The organism is Aggregicoccus sp. 17bor-14, from assembly GCF_009659535.1.
In the GTDB taxonomy this organism is placed as follows: Bacteria; Myxococcota; Myxococcia; order Myxococcales; family Myxococcaceae; genus Aggregicoccus.
Window position 1 is genome coordinate 89,329 of record NZ_VJZZ01000008.1, and the last position, 23,192, is coordinate 112,520.

At 72.2% G+C, this 23,192-nt stretch carries 17 protein-coding genes; 5 read left to right on the forward strand and 12 right to left on the reverse strand.

All coding sequences use genetic code 11. The annotated features are described in order from the left end of the window. Nucleotides 1-31 precede the first annotated feature (31 nt). Nucleotides 32-436, reverse strand: a complete 405-nt coding sequence (locus tag FGE12_RS16515) for a helix-hairpin-helix domain-containing protein (protein ID WP_194797944.1) — start codon at nucleotides 434-436, stop codon at nucleotides 32-34. Nucleotides 437-441: 5 nt separating this feature from the next. Beyond that, complete coding sequence (locus tag FGE12_RS16520; protein WP_194797945.1) at nucleotides 442-1,680, reverse strand: aspartate kinase; 1,239 nt, start codon at nucleotides 1,678-1,680, stop codon at nucleotides 442-444. 152 nt (nucleotides 1,681-1,832) lie between these two features. Between FGE12_RS16520 and hutH the strand changes: the two genes are divergently transcribed. Next, the gene (hutH, locus tag FGE12_RS16525; RefSeq protein ID WP_153867451.1) at nucleotides 1,833-3,359 is read left to right on the forward strand and encodes a histidine ammonia-lyase; all 1,527 of its coding nucleotides are present in this window, start codon (nucleotides 1,833-1,835) and stop codon (nucleotides 3,357-3,359) included. A gap of 153 nt (nucleotides 3,360-3,512) precedes the next feature. Next, nucleotides 3,513-8,570, forward strand: a complete 5,058-nt coding sequence (locus tag FGE12_RS16530; RefSeq protein WP_153867452.1) for a tetratricopeptide repeat protein — start codon at nucleotides 3,513-3,515, stop codon at nucleotides 8,568-8,570. On the opposite strand, the gene FGE12_RS16535 is transcribed toward FGE12_RS16530, so the two are convergent. The 8 genes from FGE12_RS16535 to carB all read right to left on the reverse strand — a co-directional run bounded on the left by FGE12_RS16535 (nucleotide 8,571) and on the right by carB (nucleotide 19,197). Then, nucleotides 8,571-9,305 (reverse strand): molybdopterin-binding protein, encoded by a 735-nt coding sequence (locus tag FGE12_RS16535; RefSeq protein WP_153867453.1) that lies wholly within the window; start codon nucleotides 9,303-9,305, stop codon nucleotides 8,571-8,573. It abuts the gene before it with no gap. Between the two features lie 12 nt (nucleotides 9,306-9,317). Next, nucleotides 9,318-10,004 (reverse strand): dTMP kinase, encoded by a 687-nt coding sequence (gene tmk / locus FGE12_RS16540; RefSeq protein WP_194797946.1) that lies wholly within the window; start codon nucleotides 10,002-10,004, stop codon nucleotides 9,318-9,320. Continuing rightward, nucleotides 10,001-10,342: a hypothetical protein gene (locus FGE12_RS16545; RefSeq protein ID WP_153867454.1), complete on the reverse strand. Its 342-nt coding sequence runs from the start codon at nucleotides 10,340-10,342 to the stop codon at nucleotides 10,001-10,003. Before FGE12_RS16545 ends, tmk begins: the two co-directional genes overlap by 4 nt. A 46-nt stretch (nucleotides 10,343-10,388) precedes the next feature. Further along, complete coding sequence (gene thrC / locus FGE12_RS16550) at nucleotides 10,389-11,723, reverse strand: threonine synthase (protein ID WP_153867455.1); 1,335 nt, start codon at nucleotides 11,721-11,723, stop codon at nucleotides 10,389-10,391. Next, nucleotides 11,720-12,283, reverse strand: a complete 564-nt coding sequence (locus FGE12_RS16555) for a hypothetical protein (protein ID WP_153867456.1) — start codon at nucleotides 12,281-12,283, stop codon at nucleotides 11,720-11,722. Before FGE12_RS16555 ends, thrC begins: the two co-directional genes overlap by 4 nt. Before the next feature lie 65 nt (nucleotides 12,284-12,348). Next, nucleotides 12,349-15,177: an ATP-dependent DNA helicase RecG gene (gene recG / locus FGE12_RS16560; protein WP_194797947.1), complete on the reverse strand. Its 2,829-nt coding sequence runs from the start codon at nucleotides 15,175-15,177 to the stop codon at nucleotides 12,349-12,351. A 114-nt stretch (nucleotides 15,178-15,291) separates the two neighbouring features. Continuing rightward, on the reverse strand, nucleotides 15,292-15,780 hold the full coding sequence (gene greA, locus FGE12_RS16565) for a transcription elongation factor GreA (RefSeq protein WP_153867457.1): 489 nt from the start codon (nucleotides 15,778-15,780) through the stop codon (nucleotides 15,292-15,294). A gap of 177 nt (nucleotides 15,781-15,957) precedes the next feature. Then, entirely contained in the window at nucleotides 15,958-19,197 is a 3,240-nt protein-coding gene (carB, locus tag FGE12_RS16570) for a carbamoyl-phosphate synthase large subunit (protein WP_153867458.1), read from the reverse strand. A gap of 124 nt (nucleotides 19,198-19,321) precedes the next feature. Here carB and FGE12_RS16575 point away from each other — a divergent pair, with 124 nt between their 5' ends. From FGE12_RS16575 to FGE12_RS16585, 3 genes are read left to right on the forward strand one after another with little or no spacing between them, the layout of a single operon-like run. Continuing rightward, a complete protein-coding gene (locus tag FGE12_RS16575; RefSeq protein ID WP_153867459.1) occupies nucleotides 19,322-20,071 on the forward strand; it encodes a hypothetical protein in 750 nt (249 codons plus the stop codon). Between the two features lie 8 nt (nucleotides 20,072-20,079). Next, nucleotides 20,080-20,634: a DUF2378 family protein gene (locus tag FGE12_RS16580; protein ID WP_153867460.1), complete on the forward strand. Its 555-nt coding sequence runs from the start codon at nucleotides 20,080-20,082 to the stop codon at nucleotides 20,632-20,634. A 59-nt stretch (nucleotides 20,635-20,693) separates the two neighbouring features. Then, nucleotides 20,694-21,416, forward strand: a complete 723-nt coding sequence (locus FGE12_RS16585) for a hypothetical protein (RefSeq protein WP_153867461.1) — start codon at nucleotides 20,694-20,696, stop codon at nucleotides 21,414-21,416. A gap of 18 nt (nucleotides 21,417-21,434) precedes the next feature. Here the strand turns inward: FGE12_RS16585 and FGE12_RS16590 are convergent, their stop codons facing one another. After that, nucleotides 21,435-22,625: a pyridoxal phosphate-dependent aminotransferase gene (locus FGE12_RS16590; protein WP_153867462.1), complete on the reverse strand. Its 1,191-nt coding sequence runs from the start codon at nucleotides 22,623-22,625 to the stop codon at nucleotides 21,435-21,437. Nucleotides 22,626-22,686: 61 nt separating this feature from the next. Continuing rightward, nucleotides 22,687-23,169 (reverse strand): pantetheine-phosphate adenylyltransferase, encoded by a 483-nt coding sequence (gene coaD / locus FGE12_RS16595; RefSeq protein WP_153867463.1) that lies wholly within the window; start codon nucleotides 23,167-23,169, stop codon nucleotides 22,687-22,689. Nucleotides 23,170-23,192: the final 23 nt, after the last annotated feature.

The following is a 23,192-nucleotide window of genomic DNA, read 5'->3' on the forward strand; positions in this document are numbered from 1 at the left end:
TGCTTAACACGCCCCGTCGGAGCGCGTCCCGTCAGCGCAGCTCGAGCGAGGCCTGCAGCGTCTTGAGCTTGGCATCCCCGACGCCGGGCACCGCGTCCACCTCCTCCCAGGCGTGAAAGCCCCCGCGCGCGGCGCGCGCCTCCACGAGCCGGCGCGCGAGCGCGGCCCCCACGCCAGGCAGGAGCGCGAGCTCCTCCTCGCTCGCCGCGTTGAGGTCCAGCCGCTGGCCCAGCGCGAGCGCCGCGGCGCCTCGGGGTGCGCTCCCCTCCCCTCCGCAGACGGCGAGCGGCGGCAGGCCGCTGCCCCCGTCCACGAGGCGCACGTCTCCGGGCGCGCAGTCCAGCGCGGGCTCGGCCGCAGGCCAGCGCCAGAGGCCGAGCAGGCCCACCCCGATGAGGGCGAGCAGCAGCACCGCGAGCGCGCGGGTCCGGGTCACCCGCGCTAGCTCGCGGCCACCGCGCCGTCGGGGCGATCCAGCCCGAAGGCGGTGTGCAGCGCGCGCACCGCGAGCTCGGTGTACTTCGAGTGCACCACGCAGCTCACCTTGATCTCCGAGGTGGAGATCATCTGCACCGCGATGCCCTCGTCCGCGAGCACCTTGAACATCTTCGCGGCGACGCCCGAGTGGTTGCGCATGCCCACGCCCACGATGGACACCTTGGCGATCTGATCGTCCGTGTCCACGGTGGCGCCCTTGGCGCCGCGGGTGAGCTTCTTCACGATGTCGCGCGCCTTGACGAGGTCGCTCTTGCCCACGGTGAAGGTCAGGTCGAGGCGCCCGTCGTGGGACGGGTTCTGGATGATGATGTCCACCACGATGCTCTGCTCGTCCAGGGCGCCGAAGAGCTTGGCCACCGCGCCCGGGGCATCCGTCAGGCCGCGGATGGAGACCTTCGCCTCGTTCTTCTCGTACGCCACGCCGCTGACCAGCACCTCTTCCATCGCCTTGTCCTCCTCGCACACCAGCGTGCCCGGGTCCTGGGTGAAGCTGCTCTTCACCCAGAGCGGGACCTTGTACTTCATCGCGAACTCGACCGACCGGATCTGCAGCACCTTCGCCCCGAGGCTCGCCAGCTCCAGCATCTCGTCGTACGAGATGCGGTCCAGCTTGCGCGCCGCGGGCACCATGTTCGGGTCCGTGGTGTAGACGCCGTCCACGTCCGTGTAGATCTCGCAGGCGTCCGCCTTGAGCGCCGCCGCGATCGCCACCGCCGTGGTGTCCGAGCCTCCGCGCCCCAGCGTGGTGACGTTGCCCTCCTCGTCCACGCCCTGGAAGCCCGCCACCACCACGATGTGCTTCTTCTTCAGGGCCGCGTGGATGCGCTCCGCGTCGATGCTCTTGATGCGCGCCTTGGAGAAGGTGCTGTCGGTGACGATGCGCACCTGGTGGCCGAGCAGGCTGGTGGCTTTGCCTTTCTGCGCCTGGATGGCGAGCGCCACGAGCCCCACCGAGACCTGCTCGCCGGTGGCCACGATCACGTCCTGCTCGCGCTCGTCGGGGCGCTCGGTGATCTGGCCCACCAGCTTCAGCAGGCGGTTGGTCTCGCCGGACATGGCCGACACGACGACGACGACCTGGTTGCCGGCCTTCTGCGCCGCGATGCAGCGGCGCGCCACGTTCTTGATCCGCTCGATGTCACCAACAGAGGTGCCGCCGTACTTCTGGACGATGAGTGCCACGGGGGTGGTCGTTCTCTCCTTGTGGGCCTCGCCATCGCGAGGTGCGGGGGAGCTAATGACGCAGCGCGTGTGTTGTCAAAGAGACCCGCGCGCTGCGGGAGGGGGCTTGGTATAGGGTGCGCCGCCTGCCTACCCCTTTTCGGAGCTTCCGCATGTCTCGCCCGCGCATCCTCATCGACGGTGACACCCTCAAGCTGGAGGAGATCCTCCAGGTCTCGCGCAACGAGGCGCTGGTGGAGCTGGCCCCGGAGGCCGCAGCGCGCGTGCGTGCGAGCCGCGACCTGGTGGACCGGGTGGCCGCCGGCGACACGCCCTCCTACGGCATCAACACCGGCTTCGGCACGCTCGCCGAGGTGCGCATCGACAAGAAGGACCTGCGCGAGCTGCAGCGCAACCTCATCCTCAGCCACGCGGCCGGCGTGGGCACGCCCCTGCCCCACGGCGAGGCGCGCGCGCTGCTGCTGCTGCGCTGCAACGTGCTCGCGAAGGGCTACTCGGGCATCCGCCCCGAGACGCTCGCGCTCGCGCTGGAGATGCTCAACCGGGACGTGGTGCCGGTGGTGCCCGAGCGCGGCAGCGTGGGCGCCTCGGGTGACCTCGCGCCGCTCGCGCACCTCGCGCTCGTCTTCATCGGCGAGGGCGAGGCCTTCTTCCAGGGCCAGCGGCTCCCCGCGCGCCAGGCGCTGGAGCGCGCGGGGCTGCAGCCGGTGGTGCTCGAGGCGAAGGAGGGCCTCGCGCTGGTCAACGGCACCCAGGCCATGTGCGCGGTGGGCACCCATCTCCAATTGCGCGCCGAGATGCTCGCGGACGTGGCGGACATCGCGGGCAGCATGACGCTGGAGGGCCTGCTGGGCAGCCACAAGCCCTTCATGAACGAGATCCACGACGTGCGCCCGCACCAGGGCCAGAAGGACTGCGCCGCGCACCTGCGCCGCATCCTCCAGGGCAGCGAGCTGGTGGAGACGCACGTGAACTGCAGCAAGGTGCAGGACCCCTACTCGCTGCGCTGCATGCCGCAGGTGCACGGCGCGGCGCGCGAGGGCCTGCGCTTCGCGCGCGGGGTGCTGGAGGTGGAGGTGAACAGCGCCACCGACAACCCGCTCGTCTTCGTGGACAGCGGCCGCATCGTGTCCGGCGGCAACTTCCACGGCCAGCCCATCAGCCTCGCGCTGGACGTGGTGGCCATGGCGCTCACCCAGCTCTCCAGCATCAGCGAGCGCCGGGTGGAGCAGCTGGTGAACCCCTCCCTGAGCAACCTGCCCCCCTTCCTCGCGCGCAACAGCGGCCTCAACTCGGGATTCATGATCGCCCAGGTGACGAGCGCGGCGCTGGTGGCCGAGAGCCGCGTGCTCAGCCACCCCGCCAGCGTGGACTCCATCCCCTCCTCCGCGGGCCGCGAGGACCACGTCTCCATGGGCATGACGGCCGCGCTCAAGGGCCGCCAGGTGGCCGAGCACGCCCGCTCCTGCCTCGCCATCGAGGTGCTGGTGGCAGCCCAGGCGCTGGACTTCCGCCTCCCGGTGAAGCCCGGCAAGGGCGCGCGCGCCGCGTGGGAGCTGGTGCGCTCCGTGGTGCCGGCGATGGACAAGGACCGCGAGCTGCACAAGGACATCGAGGCGGTGAGCCGGCTCATCGACTCGGGCGCGCTCGTCGCCGCGGTGCGTGACGCCACGGCCTAGCGCTCTCCCGCCCGCCGTCCAGGAAGGCCGGCGGGCCGCCTTTTTTCCAGGGATGTCGCGCAGTTGAGGGAGCAGGGGGGCACGTGGTACGACTGCTCCCCTGCGCCCCGGGCACGTACGCCCGGCGCACGCCTACCCCTGGAGCCAAGCCACATGAGCGAGCGGAACGACGTCCTGCAGAGCGGGCCTGCCCCCGCCATGCCTCCCGCGAGCCCCGCTCCCCGCCCGGCCTCCGAGGTGCTCGCGAGTGCGCTCGGCGCGCTGCCCCCGGCGCCCACGTCTCAAGAAGACGAGGCCCGCGCCCGCATCGCCACGCTGGAGCGCGAGGCGCGCGCCCTGGGCACCGACGCCCAGGCCGCCCTGCTCTTCCACGAGATCGGCCTGCTCTGGGAGGACCCGCTCAAGAACCCGCGCAACGCGGCCGTCGCCTTCCAGAACGCGTACAAGCTCGCGCCCAGGTTCCTCGCGAACATCCGCGCCGCGCGCCGCCTCTTCGCGGACGTGGGAAACTGGCAGATGGTGCTGCAGCTGCTGGACGCGGAGCTCGCGGGCGTGAGCGAGCCGCGCCAGCGCGCCTCCCTCCTCTTCGAGAAGGGCACGGTGCTCGAGGAGCGCCTGAGCCGCGCCGAGGAGGCTGCGACGGCGTACCGGCAGTGCCTGGAGCTGGGCCCCACGGACGTGACCCTGCTCACCCAGCTCGAGGTGCTGCACGCGGCGCGCGGCGACCACGCGGCGCTGGTGGACGTGTACCGCCTGCTCGCCGGTGCGCTCGAGGAGCCCTCCCTGCGCGCGCACTTCCTCACCAGCGCGGGGCTCGTGCTCGAGGACCGGCTGAAGCAGCCGGAGGCGGCGGCGCGCGCATTCCGCGAGGCCTTCGCGCTGGACCGGCGCGACCTGCTGCTGCTCTCCGCGGTGAAGCGCGTGGCGGAGCGCGAGGGCGCGAGCGAGGAGCTGCTGCAGGCGCTGCAGGCCGAGGCCGAGCTGCTCGGCGAGCAGGCCACGCCTGCGTTCCTGCAGATCTGCAAGGTGTACGAGCGTCTCGGCAAGCGCGACGAGGCGCTCGCGGCGCTGCTCGCGGCGCGCCGGGTGACGCCGAACGAGCCGCTGGTGCTCAGCGCGCTCGCGGGCATCTACGAGACGCAAGGGCGCTTCGAGGACCTGGCGGACGTGCTGCTCACCTGGGTGGGCTCCATCTCGGACGAGAGCGAGCTGGTGGCGATCAACCTGCGGCTCGCGGCGCTCTTCGAGGAGGAGCTCAAGCGCGAGGGCGAGGCCGTGGCGCGCTACCAGGCCATCCTCGCGCGCATCCCGGGCCACGCGGCGGCGCTCGCGGGGCTGGGCAAGCTCTACTACCGGCTGCAGAACTGGGAGGGCCTGGTCACCGTCTTCGACGCGGAGCTCGCCGCGGCCGAGGAGCCGAAGCAGAAGGCCGCCAAGATGTACAAGGCGGCCGAGATCCTCGAGGAGCGGCTCGGGCGCCAGGAGGAGGCCATCGGCCGCTACAACGGCTGCCTCCAGCTGCAGCCCGGCTTCCTGCCCGCGCAGAAGGCGCTCACCCGGCTCTACGAGCGCCAGGGCCGCTTCGCCGAGCTGGTGGCGATGTACGAGCAGGATCTGCTGCAGACCAGCGACCGCGACCAGATCATCTCCACGCTCAACAAGATGGCGGTGCTCTACGAGGAGCGCCTCAGCGACCTGGACCACGCCATCGAGTGCATGAAGCGGGTGCTGGATCTCTCCAGCGACCACCTGCCCAGCATCCGCAACCTCTCGCGCCTCTACGAGCGCGCCGGGCGCTTCCAGGAGCTGCTGCAGAACCACGAGCTGGAGGCCTCGCTCGCCGGGGACACGAAGCAGGTGCTCAGCCTGCACCACCGCAACGCGGAGATCCTGGACGAGCACCTCAAGGACCGCGCGGGCGCCACCGCCGCCTACGAGCGGCTGCTCGCGCTCAGCCCCTCCTACCTGCCCGCGCTGCGCGCCCTGGGCCGCCTCTACGCGCAGGACGGGCGCTGGGAGGACCTCATCCGCATGTACCGCGCCGAGGCGGAGATCGCCTCCTCCACCGAGCACGCGGCCGCGCTCATCTACAAGACCGGCGAGCTGTACGAGCACAAGGTCAAGAACGAGAACGAGGCGGTGGCGAGCTACCAGGAGGTGCTCACGCTCGCCCCCAGCTACTTCCCGGCGCTGCGCGCGCTCGGACGCATCTACCGCGCGAACGGGGCGTGGGAGAGCCTCATCGAGGTGCTGCGCTCGGAGGCCGCGAACCGCACCGACCCGCTCGAGCGCGCGAACGCCCTGTACCAGGCCGCCGCCATCTGGGAGGAGCCACTGCACCGCCCCGAGATGGCCATCGAGAGCTACCAGGAGGTGCTGCGCCTCACCCCCGGCCACCCCGCCACCCTGCGCGCCCTCGAGCGGCTCTACGCCGCCCAGGACAACGTGAAGGAGCTGGTGGTGGTGCTGGACCGCGAGACCCAGACCGCCGCCACCGCGCAGGCCAAGGTGGCCGCGTACACGAAGCTCGCCCGCCTCTACCTGGACCGCTTCAACGAGCCGGCGCGCGCGGCCCAGTGCTGCGAGTCCGTGCTCGCGCTGGAAGCCGGCCACCTCTTCGCCCTCAAGACGCTCGAGCGCATCCGCGCCTCCGACCGCGTGCGCCGCGCCGAGCTGCGCGGGCGCATCGTGGAGCGCGTGGAGGACGGGCGCCTGCGCACCGCGCTGCGCCTGGGGGTGGCGGCGGACGCGGACAAGCCCGGTGCCGAGGCGGCGCTCGAGGAGTACCGCCGCGCCTTCGCCGAGGACCCGAGCGACTCGCGCCTCGCCTTCGCCCTCGAGCGCGGGCTGCGCCAGGCGGCAGACCACGAAGCGCTCGCCGGCCTCTACCTGCGCCGGCTCGACGTGCCGCAGGAGCCCTCCGAGCGCCTCGAGCTGCTGCTGCGAAGCGGCGAGCTGCTCGAGACGCGGCTCGGCGACCTGCCGCGCGCGCAGGCCCAGTACGAGGCCGCGCTCGCCCTTCAGCCCGAGGCGCTGCCTGCCCTGCAGGGCGCGCGGCGCGTGGCCCTCAAGCGCGAGGACTGGGCGGCAGCCCGCGCGCTGTACGAGTCCGAGGCGCGTGCGTCTCGCGACCCGCGCAGCGCCATCGAGGCGCTGGTGGCCGCGGCGCGCCTCGCGCAGGGAGCGCTGCAGGACGCGGAGGGCGCCGTCGCGCTCTACCGCAAGGCGCTCGAGCGCGACCCGCTGGATCCCACCGCGAGCGCGGCGCTGGAGGACCTGCTCGCCCAGCGCGGCGGCGCGGAGGATCTCGCGGCCCTGCACGAGCGGCGCGCCGAGGCCCGGCTCGCCCAGCGCAACGTGCAGGCGGCCGCCGCCTCCTTCTACACGGCCGCGCGCATCTGGCTCGAGTCCCTGAACGACCGCCCCCGCGCGCTCGCCGCGGCCGAGCGCGCGCTCGCGGCCCTGCCCACGCACCCCGACGCGCTCGAGCTGCGCGGCCGCCTGTGCATCGAGGCCCAGCAGTTCGCGGAAGGGGCCGCGATGCTCGCCCAGCGCGTGCAGCTGGGCGGTGACCCCACCGCGATGGCCACCCTGCACTTGACGCTGGGCGGGCTCTACCACGATCAGCTCGCGGACCCGGGCCGCGCGGCGGCGCATCTTCAGACGGCGCTCGCGGCGCTGCCCCGCAGCGAGGAGGCGCTGGAGCGGCTCGCGGAGATCCACGCCCAGGGCCGCAACTGGACCGGCGCGGTGGACTGCCTCAAGCGCCTGCTCGAGCTGGACCTCTCGCGCGAGGCGCGCGCCCGCCACACCATCGCGCTCGCGAAGGTGCACGACGAGGGGCTCGGCGACGTGCCCGCGGCGAGCGCCCTCTACCGCCAGGCGCTGGAGCTCGCGCCGGACGACGCGCGCATCGTCGAGCGCCTCGTCTCGCTCTCCGAGCGCGCGGGGAACCTCTCCGAGCTCGCGGCGCTGCTCGAGGCGCAAGGCCAGACGGCCGCCGGGGCGGGCGATGCGCGCCGGGCCCTCGCGCTGCGGCTCAAGGCCGCGGAGCTGTGCGCAGGGCCCCTCGCCCAGAACGAGCGCGCCGTGGGGCTCTACCGCCAGGTGCTCGAGGCGGACGCGGGCCACGTGGCGGCCCGCGCGGCGCTTGCGCAGCTGTACATGCGCGACGTGGCGAGCATGCCGCTCGCAGTGGAGGAGCACCGCACGCTGCTGCACCTGGAGGCCGGGCGCCTGGAGAGCCTGCACGCGCTCTTCCGCCTCTGGGCGGGGCAGCAGCAGCAGGACAAGGCCTTCTGCGTCGCGAGCGTGCTGCAGTTCCTGCGCTCGGCGAACGACGCCGAGCTTGCCTTCTACACCGAGGCGAAGAACCGCCTGCCGGCCGAGCCCCAGGGCCGGCTCGCTCCCGCCGAGGTCGAGGGCGTGCTCCTGCACCCCGCGGCCCGCGGCGCCGTGCTCGAGACGCTGCGCGCGGTGGGCGACCAGCTCTCGCGCCTGTACCCGCCGCAGTTCGAGGTGCTGGGCGTGGACCGCAAGGCGGACCGCCTCAAGGCGGACCACCCGGTGCACCGCGCCCTGCGCGCGGTGGCCCAGGTGTTCGGCGTGGAGGAGCTCGAGGTCTACAGCGCCCGGCGCGGCCTGATGGGCCTGGAGACCACCGAGCCGCTCTCCGTCTGGGTGGGCCAGGACGTGGTGCGCAAGTTCAACGCCCGCGAGCAGAAGTTCCTCATGGGCCGCGCGGCGCTCGGGCTGCTCAACAAGTCCGCCGTGCTGCAGAAGCTCTCGGCGGGCGAGACGGCGGAGCTGCTGGGCAACTCGGTGCGCATCCACGTGCCCACCTACCCGGGCCTCGGCCGGCGCAACGACGAGCTGGTGAAGCAGCTGCGCAAGGCCTACTCGCGCAAGGCGCTCAAGGCGCTCGAGGCCCCGGCGCAGGCGCTCGCGGACGGGGCGTCCCTGGACCTGCAGGCCACGCTGGAGGCCCTCGGCTACTCGGCGGACCGCGCGGGCCTGCTCTTGTGCGGCGACGTCTCGGTGGCGCTGGGCGTGGTGCTGCGCGAGGACCCCAACGTCTCCACGGTGCGCCTCGAGGGCGCGGACCCCGTGCTCGCCGCCGTGCGCGAGCGCGCGGACCTGGGGGCGCTGCTGGACTTCGCCCTCAGCGAGGACTTCTTCCGGCTGCGCCAGAAGCTGGGGCTCGCGCTCTAGCTACTCGCAGCGCAGCACCGCATCCGCGGGGAGCCCCTCGCGGATGCGGCGCACGGCCTCACCCACCGGCGCGCTCTCGGCCGCCTCCACCGTGACCTTCACCCGGTAGTCCTTCGCCGGGTCGAACTCCGGATAGGAGCCGATGGCCACGTGGGGCATGTCCAGCGCCACGCGGTCCAGCACGGCGGCGATCGCCCCCTCCCCCAGCCCCAGGTAGAGGCTGCTGAGGTGCACGGGGCTGCCGTTGAGCCGCTTGAGCACCGTCTCCAGCTGCAGCCGGAACAGCTGCGGCACGCCGGGCAGCAGGTAGATGCCCTCCACGGAGAGCACCGGGTACCACGTGCCCTCCTGGGTGAGCAGCTCGGAGCCCTCGGGCGCATCCGCGAGCCGCATCGCCTCGGGGGTCACCGCGTCGCGGTAGCGCTCGCGCAGCAGCTGCTCCATGCCGGCGAGCCGCACCACGCGGCGGCCCAGCGCGAGCGCCACCGCGCGCACCGTGACGTCGTCGTGGGTGGGGCCGATGCCCCCGCTGGTGAAGACGTGGGCCGCCTTCGCCCGGGCGCGGGAGACCGCGTCCACGATGGCGTCGATCTCGTCCGGCACCACCTCGAGCGAGCGCAGGGGCACCCCGCACTCGCGCAGCCGCCGGATGAGCAGGGGGCCGTTCGCGTCCTGCACCTTCGCGGTGAGGACCTCGTTGCCGATGATGACCGCGGCTGCCCCGGAGCGCTCCATGCGCCCCGGACTCTAGCCCACGCGCGGGCGCGAGGTGCGGCGCGCGAGCAGCTTGCGCACGTGCACCAGACAGGCGGCCGTCACCGCCTCGGGGGGCTGACCCCCGTCGATGCGCACGATGCGCTCGCGCCCCTCGCGCCGCCGGATGGCCGAGACGTACGCCTTGGCGATGCGGCGCTGGGCCTCGTCCGCCTCGAAGAGCTCCTGGGGCCCGCCGCGCCCCGCGCGCCGCTGGGCGGCCACCTGCGGGGACACCTCGACGAAGATCGTGAGGTCCGGCGAGATGGCGCAGCCGTTGATGACCTCGACCCAGTCCATGGGCAGGTTCATCCCCTGGTAGGCGAGCGAGGAGAGCACGTAGCGGTCGCACAGCACCGTCTCCCCCCGCGCGAGCGCCGGCAGCACCCGCGCCTGCAGGTGATCCGTGCGGTCCGCGGCGAAGAGCAGCGCCAGGGTCTCCGGCGAGAGCGGGGCGTTGCTGCCGGGGATGACGAGGCGGCCCGTCAGGGCCTGGCGGATGAGCGTGCCGATGGGCCCGTCCGAGGGCTCACGGCTGGTGAGCACCCGGTGCCCGTCCGCGCGCAGCGCCGCGGCGAGGCGCTCCGTCTGGGTCGTGGTGCCCGCGCCGTCCAGCCCCTCGAGCACGATGAAGCGGCCGCGGGCGGAGGCCGCCGCGCGGGGAGTCTTCGCCGCGCTCACCGGGGCAGCAGCTGCGACGGGTCGTCCAGGTGCAGCGCGCGGCGCAGCGCCTCGAGCGAGGCAAAGCGCTCCAGCTCGTCCGCCATGTGGCGGCGGCCCTTGAGCCCCTGCACCAGCGCGTAGGTGAACAGGCCCAGGGCCATCGCCGCGGCCACGTACCCGAGGTAGGGCACCTTCGCGGAGTCGCGGAACAGCTTGATCGCCGCCCCGGTGACGATGAGCGCCACCACCGTGCTGACGGCGGCGTGGGCGTAGTGGCGGATGCTCTTGCGGCTCGCGAGGCCTGCCTGGAGGCGCTCGAGCTCGGCGCGCTGCTGCTGCTGGGTATCTGCGTTCACAGGGGGCTGTTTACGCGAAGAGGGCCCCCCGCGTCGAGTTGGGGGCTCAGCCGAGGGAGGCCAGGGCCTCGCGCACCGCCCCCAGGTCCGCAGGCAGCTCCAGGGGTGGGTTCGCCCCCTCGCTGGACACCCCGGGCAGGCTGCCGCGGTGGTAGCCCACCTTGAAGTCGGTGAACTTGAGCCCGTGGGCGGTGGAGACCACCACCACCCGGGCCCCAGGGGCGATGGTGCCCGCCCGGGCGAGCCTGGCGACCGCGGCGAGCGCCACCCCCGTGTGCGGGCAGGTGAACGTCCCCTCGCGGTCCGCCTCGGCCGCCGCCTGCGCGAGCTCGGCCTCGGTGGCGTCCTCCACCACCCCGTCGAAGGCCTGCAGCGTGCGCACCGCGCGGCGGAAGGAGACCGGGTGGCCGATGCGGATGGCCGAGGCCAGCGTCTCGCCGGCCTGCATCGGCAGCAGCTCGCGAAAGCCCCCGCGGAAGGCCCGGGCGAGCGGGTTCGCGCGCTCGGCCTGCGCCACGGCGAGCCGCGGGCGGCGCGAGATGAGCCCCAGCGCGTGCAGCAGCTCGAAGCCCTTGCCCAGCGCGCTCGCGTTGCCGAGGTTGCCGCCGGGGATGACCACCCAGTCCGGCACCTCCCAGCCCAGCTGCTGCGCGAGCTCCACCGCCACCATCTTCTGCCCCTCGATGCGCAGCGCGTTCATCGAGTTGGCGAGGTAGAGCCCCGCGTCCTTCGACTCCGTCACCGCCTGCACCAAGCGCATGCAGCCGTCGAAGTCGGTGTCCAGCGAGAGCACCCGGGCGCCGTTGGCAATGGGCTGCGCCAGCTGCGCGAGGCTCACCTTGTCGCGCGGGAGGAAGACGACGGCCGGGATGCCCGCGGCGGCCGCGTACGCGGAGAGCGCCGCCGAGGTGTCGCCGGTGGAGGCGCAGGCCACCGCGCGCACCGGCGCACCGAGCGCCCGCAGGTGCTGCACCGCGGACACCAGGACCGTCATGCCCCAGTCCTTGAAGCTGCCGGTCGGAGAGACGCCGCACTCCTTCAGCTCGAGGCTCCCGAGCCCGAGGCGCTGCGCCATGCGCGGCAAGCCCTTGAGCGGGGTGTGCCCCTCGCCCAGCGTGACGATGTGCTCGGCGGGCAGCTGCGGGTACACCCACTCCTGCTTGCTCCAGACGCCCGAGCCCAGGGGCCCGCGCGCGAGCGCCGAGCGCCCCTCGAAGCGCCGCCGCCACTCGGCTGCGGGGGTGGCCCGGAGCGCCTCGAGGTCCTGCTGCACGTCCAGCAGCGCCCCGCAGCGCGGGCAGCGGTAGACGATCTCCGTGAGGGGCGCGCCGAAGCCGCAGCCCTCGCTGCACACGTACGCGGCGTGCAGGGCGCGGCTCATGAGGTGGCCCGCACCACCGTGCCGCAGTCGGTGCAGGGCCGGCCCACGCGGCCGCGCACGTGGCAGCGCGGGCAGCGGGCATAGGTGGCGTCCGCGTCCTCGCGCTCGGCGGCCGCCTTGGCCGTGGGCCGCAGCCGGGGAAGGCGCATGCCGCACTTGTCGCAGACGAGCCCCTCGGCCTGCACGTTGCGGCAGTAGCGGCACACCGCCGCCCCCGCGGGCGCCGCGGTGCGCACGCCGTCGTCCTCGGCGCGGCCCGTCTCCAGCTCGTCCAGGGGCAGCTCCACCACGTTCAGCGCCGGGGCGCTGCGGGTGGCCTCGAGGTCCGGCACCCGCTCGGGCGGAAGCGCCCCCACGGGCGCCTCCCGGGTCGGGGCGAGCTCCGCCACGCGCTCCACCGGCACGGGCGCCTTGCCGCCGACGTGCGGGGTGAGCTCGAGCTCCGGCAGGGGCGCCACCGGGGCCGCGCCCGCACTCCGGGGCGTGGAGAGCCGCTTGCCGCACTGGTCGCACTCGTCGCCCTGGGCCTGGGGGTGCTCGCACACCGGGCAGATGATCATGCCCCCACGTTAGCGGCGGGCCCTCCTGGCGGGCAACGCAGGAGGCAGGTGGGAGTGGGTCCTCCTCAGCCCACTCGCGCGAGGGCCAGGCGGCCTTCCCACCGCTCCTCGAGCGCCTTCACGAGGCCCCGGTGCTCCGGGCGGCGCAGCCCCGGGTCCTCGGCGAGGATGCGCCGGGCCTCCGCCTGCGCGAGCGAGAGCAGGTCCCCGTCCCGCGCGAGGTTCGCCACCGCGAGCTCCGGCAGGCCGCTCTGGCGCGTGCCCAGGAACTCGCCCGGCCCGCGGATCTCCAGATCCTTCTCCGCGATGACGAAGCCGTCCGAGCTGTGCTCCATCACCGCGAGGCGCTCGCTCGAGTCCATGGAGCGCGCGAGGCTCGCCACCAGGTAGCAGAAGCTCGCTGCGGCGCCGCGCCCCACCCGGCCGCGCAGCTGGTGCAGCTGCGAGAGGCCGAAGCGCTCGGCGTGCTCGATGACCATGACGGATGCGTTGGGCACGTCCACGCCCACCTCGATGACGGTGGTGGCGACGAGGATCTCCAGCTCGCGCTTGCGGAACGCGTCCATGATCGCGTCCTTCTCCTCGGGCTTCATGCGGCCGTGCAGCAGCCCCACGCGCGCCTGGGGGAACACCGCGCGCAGCTTCTCCGCGCCCTGGGTCGCATCCTCCAGGTCCAGCTTCTCCGACTCCTCCACGAGCGGATAGACGATGTAGGCCTGGTGCCCCTTCGCGAGCTCGCTGCCCACCGCCTCGTAGACGCGGGCGCGCTGCTTGTCGTTGAAGACGCGGGTGACGATGGGCGTGCGCCCCGGGGGCAGCTCGTCGATGACCGAGACGTCCAGGTCCCCGTACAGCGTCATCGCGAGGGTGCGCGGGATGGGCGTGGCCGTCATCACCAGCACGTCCGGGCGCATCCCCGCGCTCATCAGCTTGTGGCGCTGCATCACGCCGAAGCGGTGCTGCTCGTCGATGACCACGAGCCCCAGCTTGTGGAAGCTCACGCTGTCCTGGATGAGCGCGTGCGTGCCCACCGCGAGGTGCAGCTCACCGCGCGCGAGCTGCTCGCGCACCTCGCGCTTCTGCTTCGGCGTGCCAGCAGAGGTCACGAGGCCCACGCGGTAGCCCAGCGGCTCGAGCAGCTTGCGGAAGGTGCGCTCGTGCTGCTCGGCGAGGATCTCCGTGGGGGCCATCACCGCGGCCTGGTAGCCGTCCTGCAGCGCGAGCAGCGCCGCGACGACCGCGACGGCCGTCTTGCCCGAGCCCACGTCCCCCTGCACGAGCCGGTTCATCGGCTCCGCGCGCGCCATGTCCTGGCAGAGGTCCCCGATGACGCGCGCCTGGGCCCCGGTGAGCTGGAAGGGCAGCGCGCCGCGCGCCTTCGCGAGCCGCGGCTCCGAGGTGTCGAAGGAGATGCCCCGCTCCGCCTTCACGCCCTGGCGCTTGAGCCCCACGCCGAGCTGCAGGAAGAACAGCTCGTCGAAGGCGAGCCGGCGGTGCGCGGGGCTCATGTGCGCATCGAGCTGCTCGAGGTCCGCGCCGTCCTGCGGGAAGTGGATGGAGCGCAGCGCGTCCGGCAGCGTGAGCAGCCCGAGCCGCTCGCGCAGGGCCTCGGGCAGCGGCTCCTCGAGGTGGTCCGCGTACAGCTCGCTCACCCGCGCCGCGAGCTCGCGGAAGGTGCGCTGCTCGCCGCGCTCGAAGCCCGGGTAGATGGGCACCACCCTGTTGAAGTGCACCGAGGAGACCTCGAGGTCGTCCGCGGGCTCGATCTCCGGGTGCACCATCTCGCGCCCACCGCCCGACACGCGCACCTCGCCCGAGAGCACCAGCTGCTTGCCCAGGGGGAAGCGCGCCTTGAGCCAGGGGCCGCTCTGGAAGAAGCTCGCCGCGATGCTGCCGGAGCGGTCCGCGAGCACGGCGCGGAACACGCGGCGCCCGGTGCGCACCGGCACCTCGCCCGCGCTCTTCACCGTGCCCACGATGACGCCGCGCTCGCCCGGGTTGAGCTCGGCGATGGTGAGCAGGCGGCGGCGGTCCTCGTAGCAGCGCGGCAGGAGGAAGAGCACGTCGCCCACGCGGCGCAGGCCCTTCTTGTTGAGGGTGGCCACGAGGCGCGGGTTGATGCGCTTGCCGGCGTCCTTGAGCAGCGTGGAGAGCGGCCCTTCGCGCGGAGCGATGGAGAGCAGCTTCGCCTCGGCGCGCGCCTCCTCCTGGCCCGCCGCGCGCTTCTTCTTGCGCGGGCGCTCCCCTTCCGTCCCCAGCGACTGCTGCTTCGGCTTGCGGGCCTTCGCAGGTGCCGCGGGCGACGCCGCCTTCGCCGCCGCCGTGCCCCGCTCGAAAGGATTGGCGTAGCCCGGACGCGAAGCCTGTCCCCTCTCCCCCTGGGAGAGGGTCGGGGTGAGGGAAGAGCGCTCTGCACTGCGTCCCGGTGCGCCCGGACGCGCCGCCAGAAGTGGCCCGCCCTGCCCCGCTCCAGCGGTAGCCCGCGGGGGAGTCACGGTACCGGCTGCTCGTGACGCCGCGGAGCCCGCCGGGACGCCACTCATGCGCCCCACCGAAGCGCTCCCTGACGCAGTGACTGCTGGCGCCGCTGTCGCGACTTCAGGAGGGCCCGCGCTCGCCGCGATCTGCGCGAGCTCCGCAGGCAGCTCGAGCCCGCTGCCGCGCAGCCCCACCACCACCTTGCGCAGCGCGTTCTTGCGCTGCTCCGCAACGGGGTGGTCCACGTGCGGCAGGGCCGAGCGCAGCTGCGAGAGCGCCTGCGGATTCACCCCACTCGCACCGGCCAGCGCGCGCTCGAGCAGCCCGCGCAGATCCTTCACCGTCCCCAGCTGGGCGAAGTCCCGCTGGCAGGCGTAGCGAAGGGGTCCGATGAGGCTGGCGAGGGGGTGGGTCACGGCGCTCCGGGCTGAAAGCTCGGCATCCTAGAGGCGCTGCCTGACAGTGCGGGCTCCCCGCGGGACGGGGAGCATCTGCTGCCTGACTGCTCGGCGGGCGAGCAGCCCCTCGCCCTACTCCGTGGGGTCCTCGAACCGGACCTCGGTGATCTCGTACTCGCGCACGCCGCCCGGGCTCTGCACCGTGGCGATGTCACCCACCTTCTTGCCGATGAGCGCGCGGGCCACCGGCGACGTCACCGCGAGCCAGCGCTTCTTCAGGTCGGCCTCGAGCTCGCCCACGATGCGGTAGCTCACGGGCTTCTCGGTCTCCTGGTCCACCAGGTCCACGGTGGCGCCGAAGACGACCTTGTCGCCGCCGAGCTTGGCGGTGTCGATGACCTCGGCGCGGGCGATCCAGTCGTTGAGGTCCAGGATGCGGCCCTCGATGTGCGACTGCTTCTCCTTGGCCGCGTGGTACTCGGCGTTCTCGCGCAGGTCGCCGTGCGCGCGAGCGACCTCGATCTCGCGGGAGATCTTGCTGCGCTCGACGGTCTGGAGAAGCTTCAGCTCCTCCTTCAGCTTGCGGAGCCCAGACGGGGTCATCGGGATGTTCCCGCTCATCGCAACTGCTCCTTCCAAAACCCTGGGTTGAACCACCGCGCGGCCACGCCCGATCAGAGGGCAGGCGGCCGCTGCGGGAGCCCGCGACTGTAGGCAACGGCTCTGACAGGGGTCAAACGGGAATGGGGGGCTCTGTCATCCCCACACGGTCCCGTTCTCCCCTGCCCTCCTGCCGCGCTAGCGCTGCTGGCGCTCCATGCCGAGGTAGTCCTGCAGCGGCTTCACGCTCAGGTCCGCGCGCCGCATCGCCTCGAGCGCGCCCACCGCCATGCGCGCCGCCTGCACCGTCGTGTAGTAGGGCAGCCCGTGCATCAGCGCCTCGCGGCGGATGGAGAAGCTGTCGCTGATCTCCTGCTTGCCGAAGGTGGTGTTGATGACGAGCTGGATGTCCCCGTCCACGATCTTGTCGACGATGTTGGGGCGCCCCTCCTTCACCTTGAGCACCCGCTGCGTCTCCACGCCCTTGGTGGCGAGGTAGCCGTGGGTGCCGCTGGTGGCGACGAGCTGGAAGCCGAGCGCGCGCAGGCGCTTGGCCAGGTCCACCACCGCGGGCTTGTCCTCGTCCTTCACGGAGAGGAACACCTTGCCACCCTTGGGCAGCTTCACGCCGGCGGCGAGCTGGCTCTTGGCGAACGCAGACGGGAAGTCGTCCGCGAGCCCCATCACCTCGCCGGTGCTCTTCATCTCGGGCCCGAGGATGACGTCCACGCCCTGGAAGCGCGCGAAGGGGAACACGCTCTCCTTCACGGCCACGTGGCGGAACTCCGCCTCCTGCGTGGCGCCCAGCTCCTGCAGCGTCTTGCCCACCATGCACAGCGCCGCGAGCTTCGCGAGCGGCACGCCCGTCGCCTTGGAGATGAACGGCACGGTGCGGCTCGCGCGCGGGTTCACCTCGAGGATGTAGATGGTCTTGCCCTGGATGGCGAACTGCACGTTCATCAGGCCCACGACCTTGAGCTCGCGCGCGAGCGCGATGGCCTGGTCCTTCATGCGCTCCACCAGGTCCGGGCTGAGCGAGTGCGGCGGCAGCGTGGCGGCGGCGTCGCCGGAGTGCACGCCCGCCTCCTGGATGTGCTCGAGCACGCCACCCACCAGCACCGCGCCGGTGCGGTCCGCGACGAGGTCCAGGTCCACCTCGATCGCGTCCTTGAGGAAGCGGTCGATGAGCACGGGGTGCTCGGGGCTCGCGCTCACGGCCTCGCGCATGTAGCGCTCGAGGCTGGTCTGGTCGTACACGCTCTCCATCGCGCGGCCGCCCAGCACGTAGCTGGGGCGCACCATCACCGGGTAGCCGATGCGCTCGGCGATCTTGAAGGCCTCGGCGTGGCTGCGCGCGACGCCGTTCTCCGGCTGCTTCAGGCCCAGCTTCTCGATGAGCTTCGCGAAGCGCTCGCGATCCTCGGCGCGGTCGATGGCGTCCGGCGTGGTGCCCAGGATCGGCAGGCCCGCCTTCTCCAGCGGGACGCTCAGGCGCAGCGGCGTCTGTCCGCCGAACTGCACGATGGCGCCGACGGGCTTCTCGCGCTGGGACACCTCGAGCACGTCTTCGATGGTCAGCGGCTCGAAGTAGAGGCGGTCCGAGGTGTCGTAGTCGGTGGAGACGGTCTCGGGGTTGCAGTTGACCATCACCGTCTCGTACCCGGCCTCGCGCAGGGCGAAGGCGGCGTGCACGCAGGCGTAGTCGAACTCGATGCCCTGGCCGATGCGGATGGGGCCGCTGCCGAGGATGAGCACCTTCTTGCGGTCCGTCGGGGGCGCCTCGTCCTCCTCCTCGTAGGTCGAGTAGAGGTAGGGCGTGTAGGCCTCGAACTCGGCCGCGCAGGTGTCCACGCGCTTGTAGACGGGGCGGATGCCGCGCGCCTGGCGGTGCGTGCGCACCTCGCTCTCGCTGTAGCCGAGCAGCACGCCCAGGTACTTGTCCGAGAAGCCGTGGCGCTTGGCCTGGCGCAATACCTCATCCGGCAGCTCCTCGAGCCGGCCCAGCTCCTGGAGGGTGCGCGCCTCCTGCACCAGCTGCTCGATGTACTTGAGGAACCAGGGGTCGATCTTCGAGAGCGCGTGCACCTGCTCCACGCTCATCCCCTCGCGGAAGGCCGCCGCGACGAACCAGGGGCGCTCGGGGCGCGGCACGCGCAGCGCCTCCTCGAGCACCTTGCGCCGCTCGTCCGCGTCCGCCGGCAGGTCCGGGCTCTCGAGGCCCACGCGGCCCAGCTCCATGGAGCGCAGCGCCTTCATGTACGCTTCCTGGAAGGTGCGGCCGATCGCCATCACCTCGCCCACCGCGCGCATGCTGGTGCCCAGCGTGCGGTCCGCGTGCGGGAACTTCTCGAAGTTGAAGCGCGGGATCTTCACCACCACGTAGTCGATGGTGGGCTCGAAGGACGCCGGGGTATCGCGGGTGATGTCGTTGCGCAGCTCGTCCAGCGTGTAGCCCAGCGCGAGCTTCGCGGCGATCTTCGCGATGGGGTAGCCGGTGGCCTTGGACGCGAGCGCGCTGGAGCGGCTCACGCGCGGGTTCATCTCGATGACGACCATGCGGCCGTCCTGCGGATGGATGCCGAACTGGATGTTCGAGCCGCCCGTGTCCACGCCGATCTCGCGGATGATCGCGAGCGAGGCCTGGCGCATGCGCTGGTACTCGCGGTCCGTGAGCGTCTGCGCGGGGGCCACGGTGATGGAGTCACCGGTGTGCACGCCCATCGGGTCGAGGTTCTCGATGGAGCAGACGATGATGACGTTGTCCGCCGTGTCGCGCACCACCTCGAGCTCGTACTCCTTCCAGCCGAGCACGCTCTCCTCCACGAGGATGGTGCTGGTGGGGCTCGCCTTGAGGCCCTGGCGGCAGATGGTCTCGAACTCGTCGCGGTTGTACGCGATGCCGCCGCCGGTGCCGCCCAGCGTGAACGAGGGGCGGATGATGGCGGGGAAGCCGAGGCTGTCGATGAGGGCGAGGGCCTCCTCGAGCGTCGTGGCGTAGCCGCTCTTGGGCAGGTTCACGCCGATCTTCTGCATCGCCGCCTTGAAGAGCTGGCGGTCCTCGGCCTTGTTGATGGCCTCGAGCGACGCGCCGATGAGGCGCACGCCGTACTTCTCGAGGATGCCCTGCTCGGCGAGCGCCTTGGCGAGGTTGAGCGCCGTCTGGCCGCCCATGGTGGGCAGCACCGAGTCGGGGCGCTCGGCGGCGATGATCTTCTCCGCGGCCTCCACCGTGATCGGCTCGATGTAGGTCCGGTGCGCGAACTCCGGGTCGGTCATCACCGTGGCCGGGTTGCTGTTGAGGAGGACGACTTCGACCCCCTCGTCTCGCAGGGCCTTGATCGCCTGCGTGCCGGAGTAATCGAACTCGACGGCCTGCCCGATGATGATCGGGCCCGAGCCAATGACGAGAACCTTGCGGATGTCGTTTCGCTTAGGCATCGGGCGGCCGCCATACCACGTTCCCGGGGCCTTGCACGCCCCTTGTGCGGCGCGGCATTTTCTCTCGGCTAAATCCCGCTCCGGCGCCCAGCGGTGCTACGCTTCCGCCCTTTCTGGAGACGCCATGCGCCGCCTCACGCTCACCGCCCTCCTGCTCGCCCTCCCCGCTCTCGCCCAGGAGGCGACCGAGCCCCCCGCGACGCCTCCTCCGGCGCAGGCGCCTGCCCAGGCCGAGCCCGCGGCCCCCGCGCCCAGCGAGCAGGCCCCCGCCACCGAGACCCCGTCCCCGGACGCGCCGGCCGAGGCACCCACCTCCCGCAAGAAGCGCCAGAAGCCGGCGCCCAAGCCCGCCGCGAAGGCCACCAGGCCCGAGGCCCCGAAGCCCGAGAGCCCGCCGGCCCTCCCCGCGGCAGCCGCGCCCGAGCCGGCGAAGCCCGCCGAGGAGCCCCCCGCGCCGCCGCCCTCGCGGGAGCCCGCGGTCCCCGGCAAGGTGAGCGCGCGCGAGCGCGTGGCGGACGAGGCGCGGGTGTTCTTCTCGCTGCTGCTCTCCGGGGACGTGCGCGCCCTCGCCTTCCGCCTGGACTTCCCCTTCCAGCTCGAGTCGCGCCGCTTCGACACGAGCGAGGCGCTGGTGTCAGAGTGGGTGAAGGCGCTGCGCCAGCGGCGCACGGACCTGGTCACGCTCTACGACATCGAGGTCTTCACGCCCGAGGAGATGGAGCGCAAGTACGGCGCTCCGCCCAAGCGGCTGGGCACGCTCGACTACCGCGCGCCGAATACCTTCGTGACGGTGGCGAACCTCTCCGGGCACGCGGCGGTGGCCGTGTTCCGGCTCAGCGGCGGCGAGGTGAAGGCCGTGGCGTACACGGACTGAGCGCACGCATGTCGACCCCTCTCGAACGCCCCGTCCGCGTCAGCGCCCTGGAGGCCATCCTCCGTGGCCTCGGCCACGCCCCGGGCTCTCCCGCCTGGCGCGAGGCCGCCGGCCTGCTGGGTGGACAGCTCGGTGCGCTGCCCGCGATCGTCCCCGTGGAGTCGTACGTGGAGCTGATGCGCTGGGCCGCGCGCACGGCCTTCCCCACCCTGATCCCCACGCAGGGCATCTACGAGGTGGGCCTGCGGCTCGTGGATGGCTACCAGCAGACGCTGGTGGGCAAGCTGCAGCTGGCGACGCTGCCGCTGCTCGGCCCGCACCGCATCGCGATGATGTCGCCGGACCTCTTCCGTCGCAACGCGCCCTTCGGCACGCGCACCATCCGCCAGGTGGGCCCGGGGCAGTACCTCCTGGAGTTCCGCGGCATCCCCATCCCGTCGGAGTTCTACGTGGGCGCGCTCACGTCCTCGCTGCGAGTCGCCGGGATGAAGGGTGGCGATGTCACGGCGCGAGTGCTCGGCCCCGAGGACGTGGACTATGACATCCGCTGGCGCGAGGACTGAGCGCGCTCTGTGGTCATAGGACTTGCCCGCCCGCCGCGTTTCGCGGAGCTTGCGCCCCCATGACTCTCCGGACTGTTCGGCTCGCGCCCCTTGCGTTCCTCTGTCTCTCCCTGGGTTGCGGCGAGAGCACGCCGAGCGGAGCTGCAGGCATCGCACTCAGCTTCGTCGACCCGTCTCCCCTGCAGCTCGGCGGCAAGCACACCTACACCGTGCACGCCGAGCGCAAGGGCAGCATCGAGGGGCCTCTCCACGTCACCGTCGACGAGCCGTCGCTCGGCTTCAGCTTCGCGCCATTCGACATTCCGGGCGACGCGACGGACGCCTCGGTCACCATCGCCATCAGCGACGGTCCGATGCCTGGCCTGCTCGACGTGCCCTTCCACGTCGTCACTTCGGGCGGCGGAACCTGGAACGTCACCCTGCCCCTCCAGGTGGTGGACGTTCCCGCGGGCGTCGAACCCCAGCTGCACTTCGAGCGGACGAGCGCCTTCGCTGGGGGCGACGTCGACGTCACCGTCTCCGTGGATCGTACCAATGGATTCACGAAGGGACTTCAGGTCTACGTCCCGCTCGACGGACCGTTCACCCAGGGCTTCGGCAGCGCGAACTTCGGCTACGCCACCGAGACGGCTCCCCTGCACCTGAAGCTGAAGGACAACGTCTCGCCCGGGACGGTGAACATCCCCTACGTGCTCACCTTCGGTGGCGCGTACGGGAGTGAGGTGCACGAGCGGCAGGGCACCTTCCCGCTCGAGGTGCTCGCCCCCTCGCCGCAGCCCTGAGACCGGCCGCGCTGCCGCTCAGCGCACCTCGGAGACGAAGGCCTTCAGCCGCGCGAGCCCCTTCTCGATGTTCTCGCGCGCCGTGACGAAGCTGAAGCGCAGGAAGCCCTCGGCACCGAAGGCCGAGCCGGGCATCACGGCCACCTTGTGGTCCTCGAGCAGCAGCTCGGAGACCTGCAGGGACGTAGTGAGCGTCTTGCCGCGGTAGCTCTTGCCCAGCAGCCCCGTGATGTTGGGGAAGACGTAGAACGCGCCCTCCGGCACGCGGCAGCTCACGCCGGGCAGCGCGTTGAGGCCCGCGACGAAGAGGTCGCGGCGCGCGTGGTACTCGGCCACCATGGCCTTCGTGGAGCTCGCGGGCCCCTGCAGCGCCGCGAGCGCCGCCTTCTGCCCGATGGACGAGGGATTCGACGTCGACTGGTCCTGCACCAGCCCCATCCCGGCGATGAGCCACCTGGGCCCCGCCGCGTAGCCGAGCCGCCAGCCCGTCATGGAGAAGGCCTTGCTCATGCCGTTCACCACCACGAGCCGCGGCACCAGGTCCGGCGCCACGTTGCCCAGGTTCTGGAACTCGCCCGTGTAGAGCAGCTTCTCGTAGATGTCGTCGCTCACCACGAGGCAGTCGTGGTCGCGGATGGCCGCGGCGATGCCCTCGAGCGCCTTGCGGCTGAGCACCGCGCCGGTGGGGTTGTTGGGGCTGTTGAGGATGATGGCGCGCGTGCGCGGGGTGAGCGCGCGGCGGATGGCCTCCGGGTCCGGGCTGAAGCCGTCCTCCTCGCGCGTCTGCAGCACCACGGGCTTGCCGCCCGCGAGCTGCACCATCTCCGGGTAGCTCACCCAGTAGGGGGCGACGATGAGCACCTCGTCGCCCTCGTCCAGCAGCGCCTGGAAGAGGTTGTAGAGCGCGTGCTTCGCGCCCGTGCACACCAGCACCTGGTCCGGCGTGTAGCTGAGGCGGTTGTCGCGCTGCAGCTTGTCGCAGATGGCCTGGCGCAGCTCGAGGATGCCGTTGGTGGCCGTGTACTTCGTGAAGCCCGCGTGCAGGGCGTCGATCGCCGCCTGCTTGATGAACTCGGGGGTGTCGTAGTCCGGCTCGCCGGCGACGAAGCCGACCACGTCCTGCCCCGCGGCCACGAGCGCCTTCGCCTTGGCGTTGAGGGCCAGCGTGGGAGAGGGCTTCGCGGACTTGAGGCGCTGGGCGAGTTTCATGGCGCGGGACCTATCCTTCCTCGTCCAGCCCGACAAGGGGCGCGGTGTGTGGCCGAGCGATTCAGGGTTTGCGTGCGAACTTCGCGCGCAGCTTGTCGTGCACGTTGGGCGGCACGAGGCCCGAGACGTCGCCCCCGAAGGAGGCCACCTCCCGCACCATGTTGCTCGAGATGTAGAAGTAGTCCTCGCCGGTCATCATGAACACCGTCTCGATGCTCGGGGCGAGCTTGCGGTTCATGTTGGCGATCTGGAACTCGTACTCGAAGTCACTCACGGCGCGCAGGCCGCGCAGCAGCACGTGGATGTTGCGCTTCTGCGCGTACTCCACGAGCAGCCCGGTGAAGCTGTCCACCTCGACGCGGGGGTCGTTCACCGCGTCCCGGATGAGCTCACACCGCTCCTCCATGGTGAAGGTGGGCGCCTTCTTCGGATTCACGGCGATGGCCACGATCAGCCGATCGAACATCTTCAGACCGCGCTGGATGATGCTCAGGTGGCCGTTCGTGAGCGGATCGAACGAGCCCGGGTAGATGGCGACCGGCATTCCCCGAGTCTCGGGCGCCCTCC

Coding starts and splice junctions, on each gene's coding strand:
- FGE12_RS16580 (WP_153867460.1), top strand. CDS start 20,080: ATGTCGACCCCTCTCGAACGCCCCGTCCGCGTCAGCGCCCTGGAGGCC.
- FGE12_RS16590 (WP_153867462.1), bottom strand. CDS start 22,625: ATGAAACTCGCCCAGCGCCTCAAGTCCGCGAAGCCCTCTCCCACGCTG.
- hutH (WP_153867451.1), top strand. CDS start 1,833: ATGTCTCGCCCGCGCATCCTCATCGACGGTGACACCCTCAAGCTGGAG.
- FGE12_RS16530 (WP_153867452.1), top strand. CDS start 3,513: ATGAGCGAGCGGAACGACGTCCTGCAGAGCGGGCCTGCCCCCGCCATG.
- FGE12_RS16585 (WP_153867461.1), top strand. CDS start 20,694: ATGACTCTCCGGACTGTTCGGCTCGCGCCCCTTGCGTTCCTCTGTCTC.
- carB (WP_153867458.1), bottom strand. CDS start 19,197: ATGCCTAAGCGAAACGACATCCGCAAGGTTCTCGTCATTGGCTCGGGC.
- thrC (WP_153867455.1), bottom strand. CDS start 11,723: ATGAGCCGCGCCCTGCACGCCGCGTACGTGTGCAGCGAGGGCTGCGGC.
- FGE12_RS16555 (WP_153867456.1), bottom strand. CDS start 12,283: ATGATCATCTGCCCGGTGTGCGAGCACCCCCAGGCCCAGGGCGACGAG.
- coaD (WP_153867463.1), bottom strand. CDS start 23,169: ATGCCGGTCGCCATCTACCCGGGCTCGTTCGATCCGCTCACGAACGGC.
- FGE12_RS16575 (WP_153867459.1), top strand. CDS start 19,322: ATGCGCCGCCTCACGCTCACCGCCCTCCTGCTCGCCCTCCCCGCTCTC.
- greA (WP_153867457.1), bottom strand. CDS start 15,780: ATGAGCGGGAACATCCCGATGACCCCGTCTGGGCTCCGCAAGCTGAAG.
- FGE12_RS16535 (WP_153867453.1), bottom strand. CDS start 9,305: ATGGAGCGCTCCGGGGCAGCCGCGGTCATCATCGGCAACGAGGTCCTC.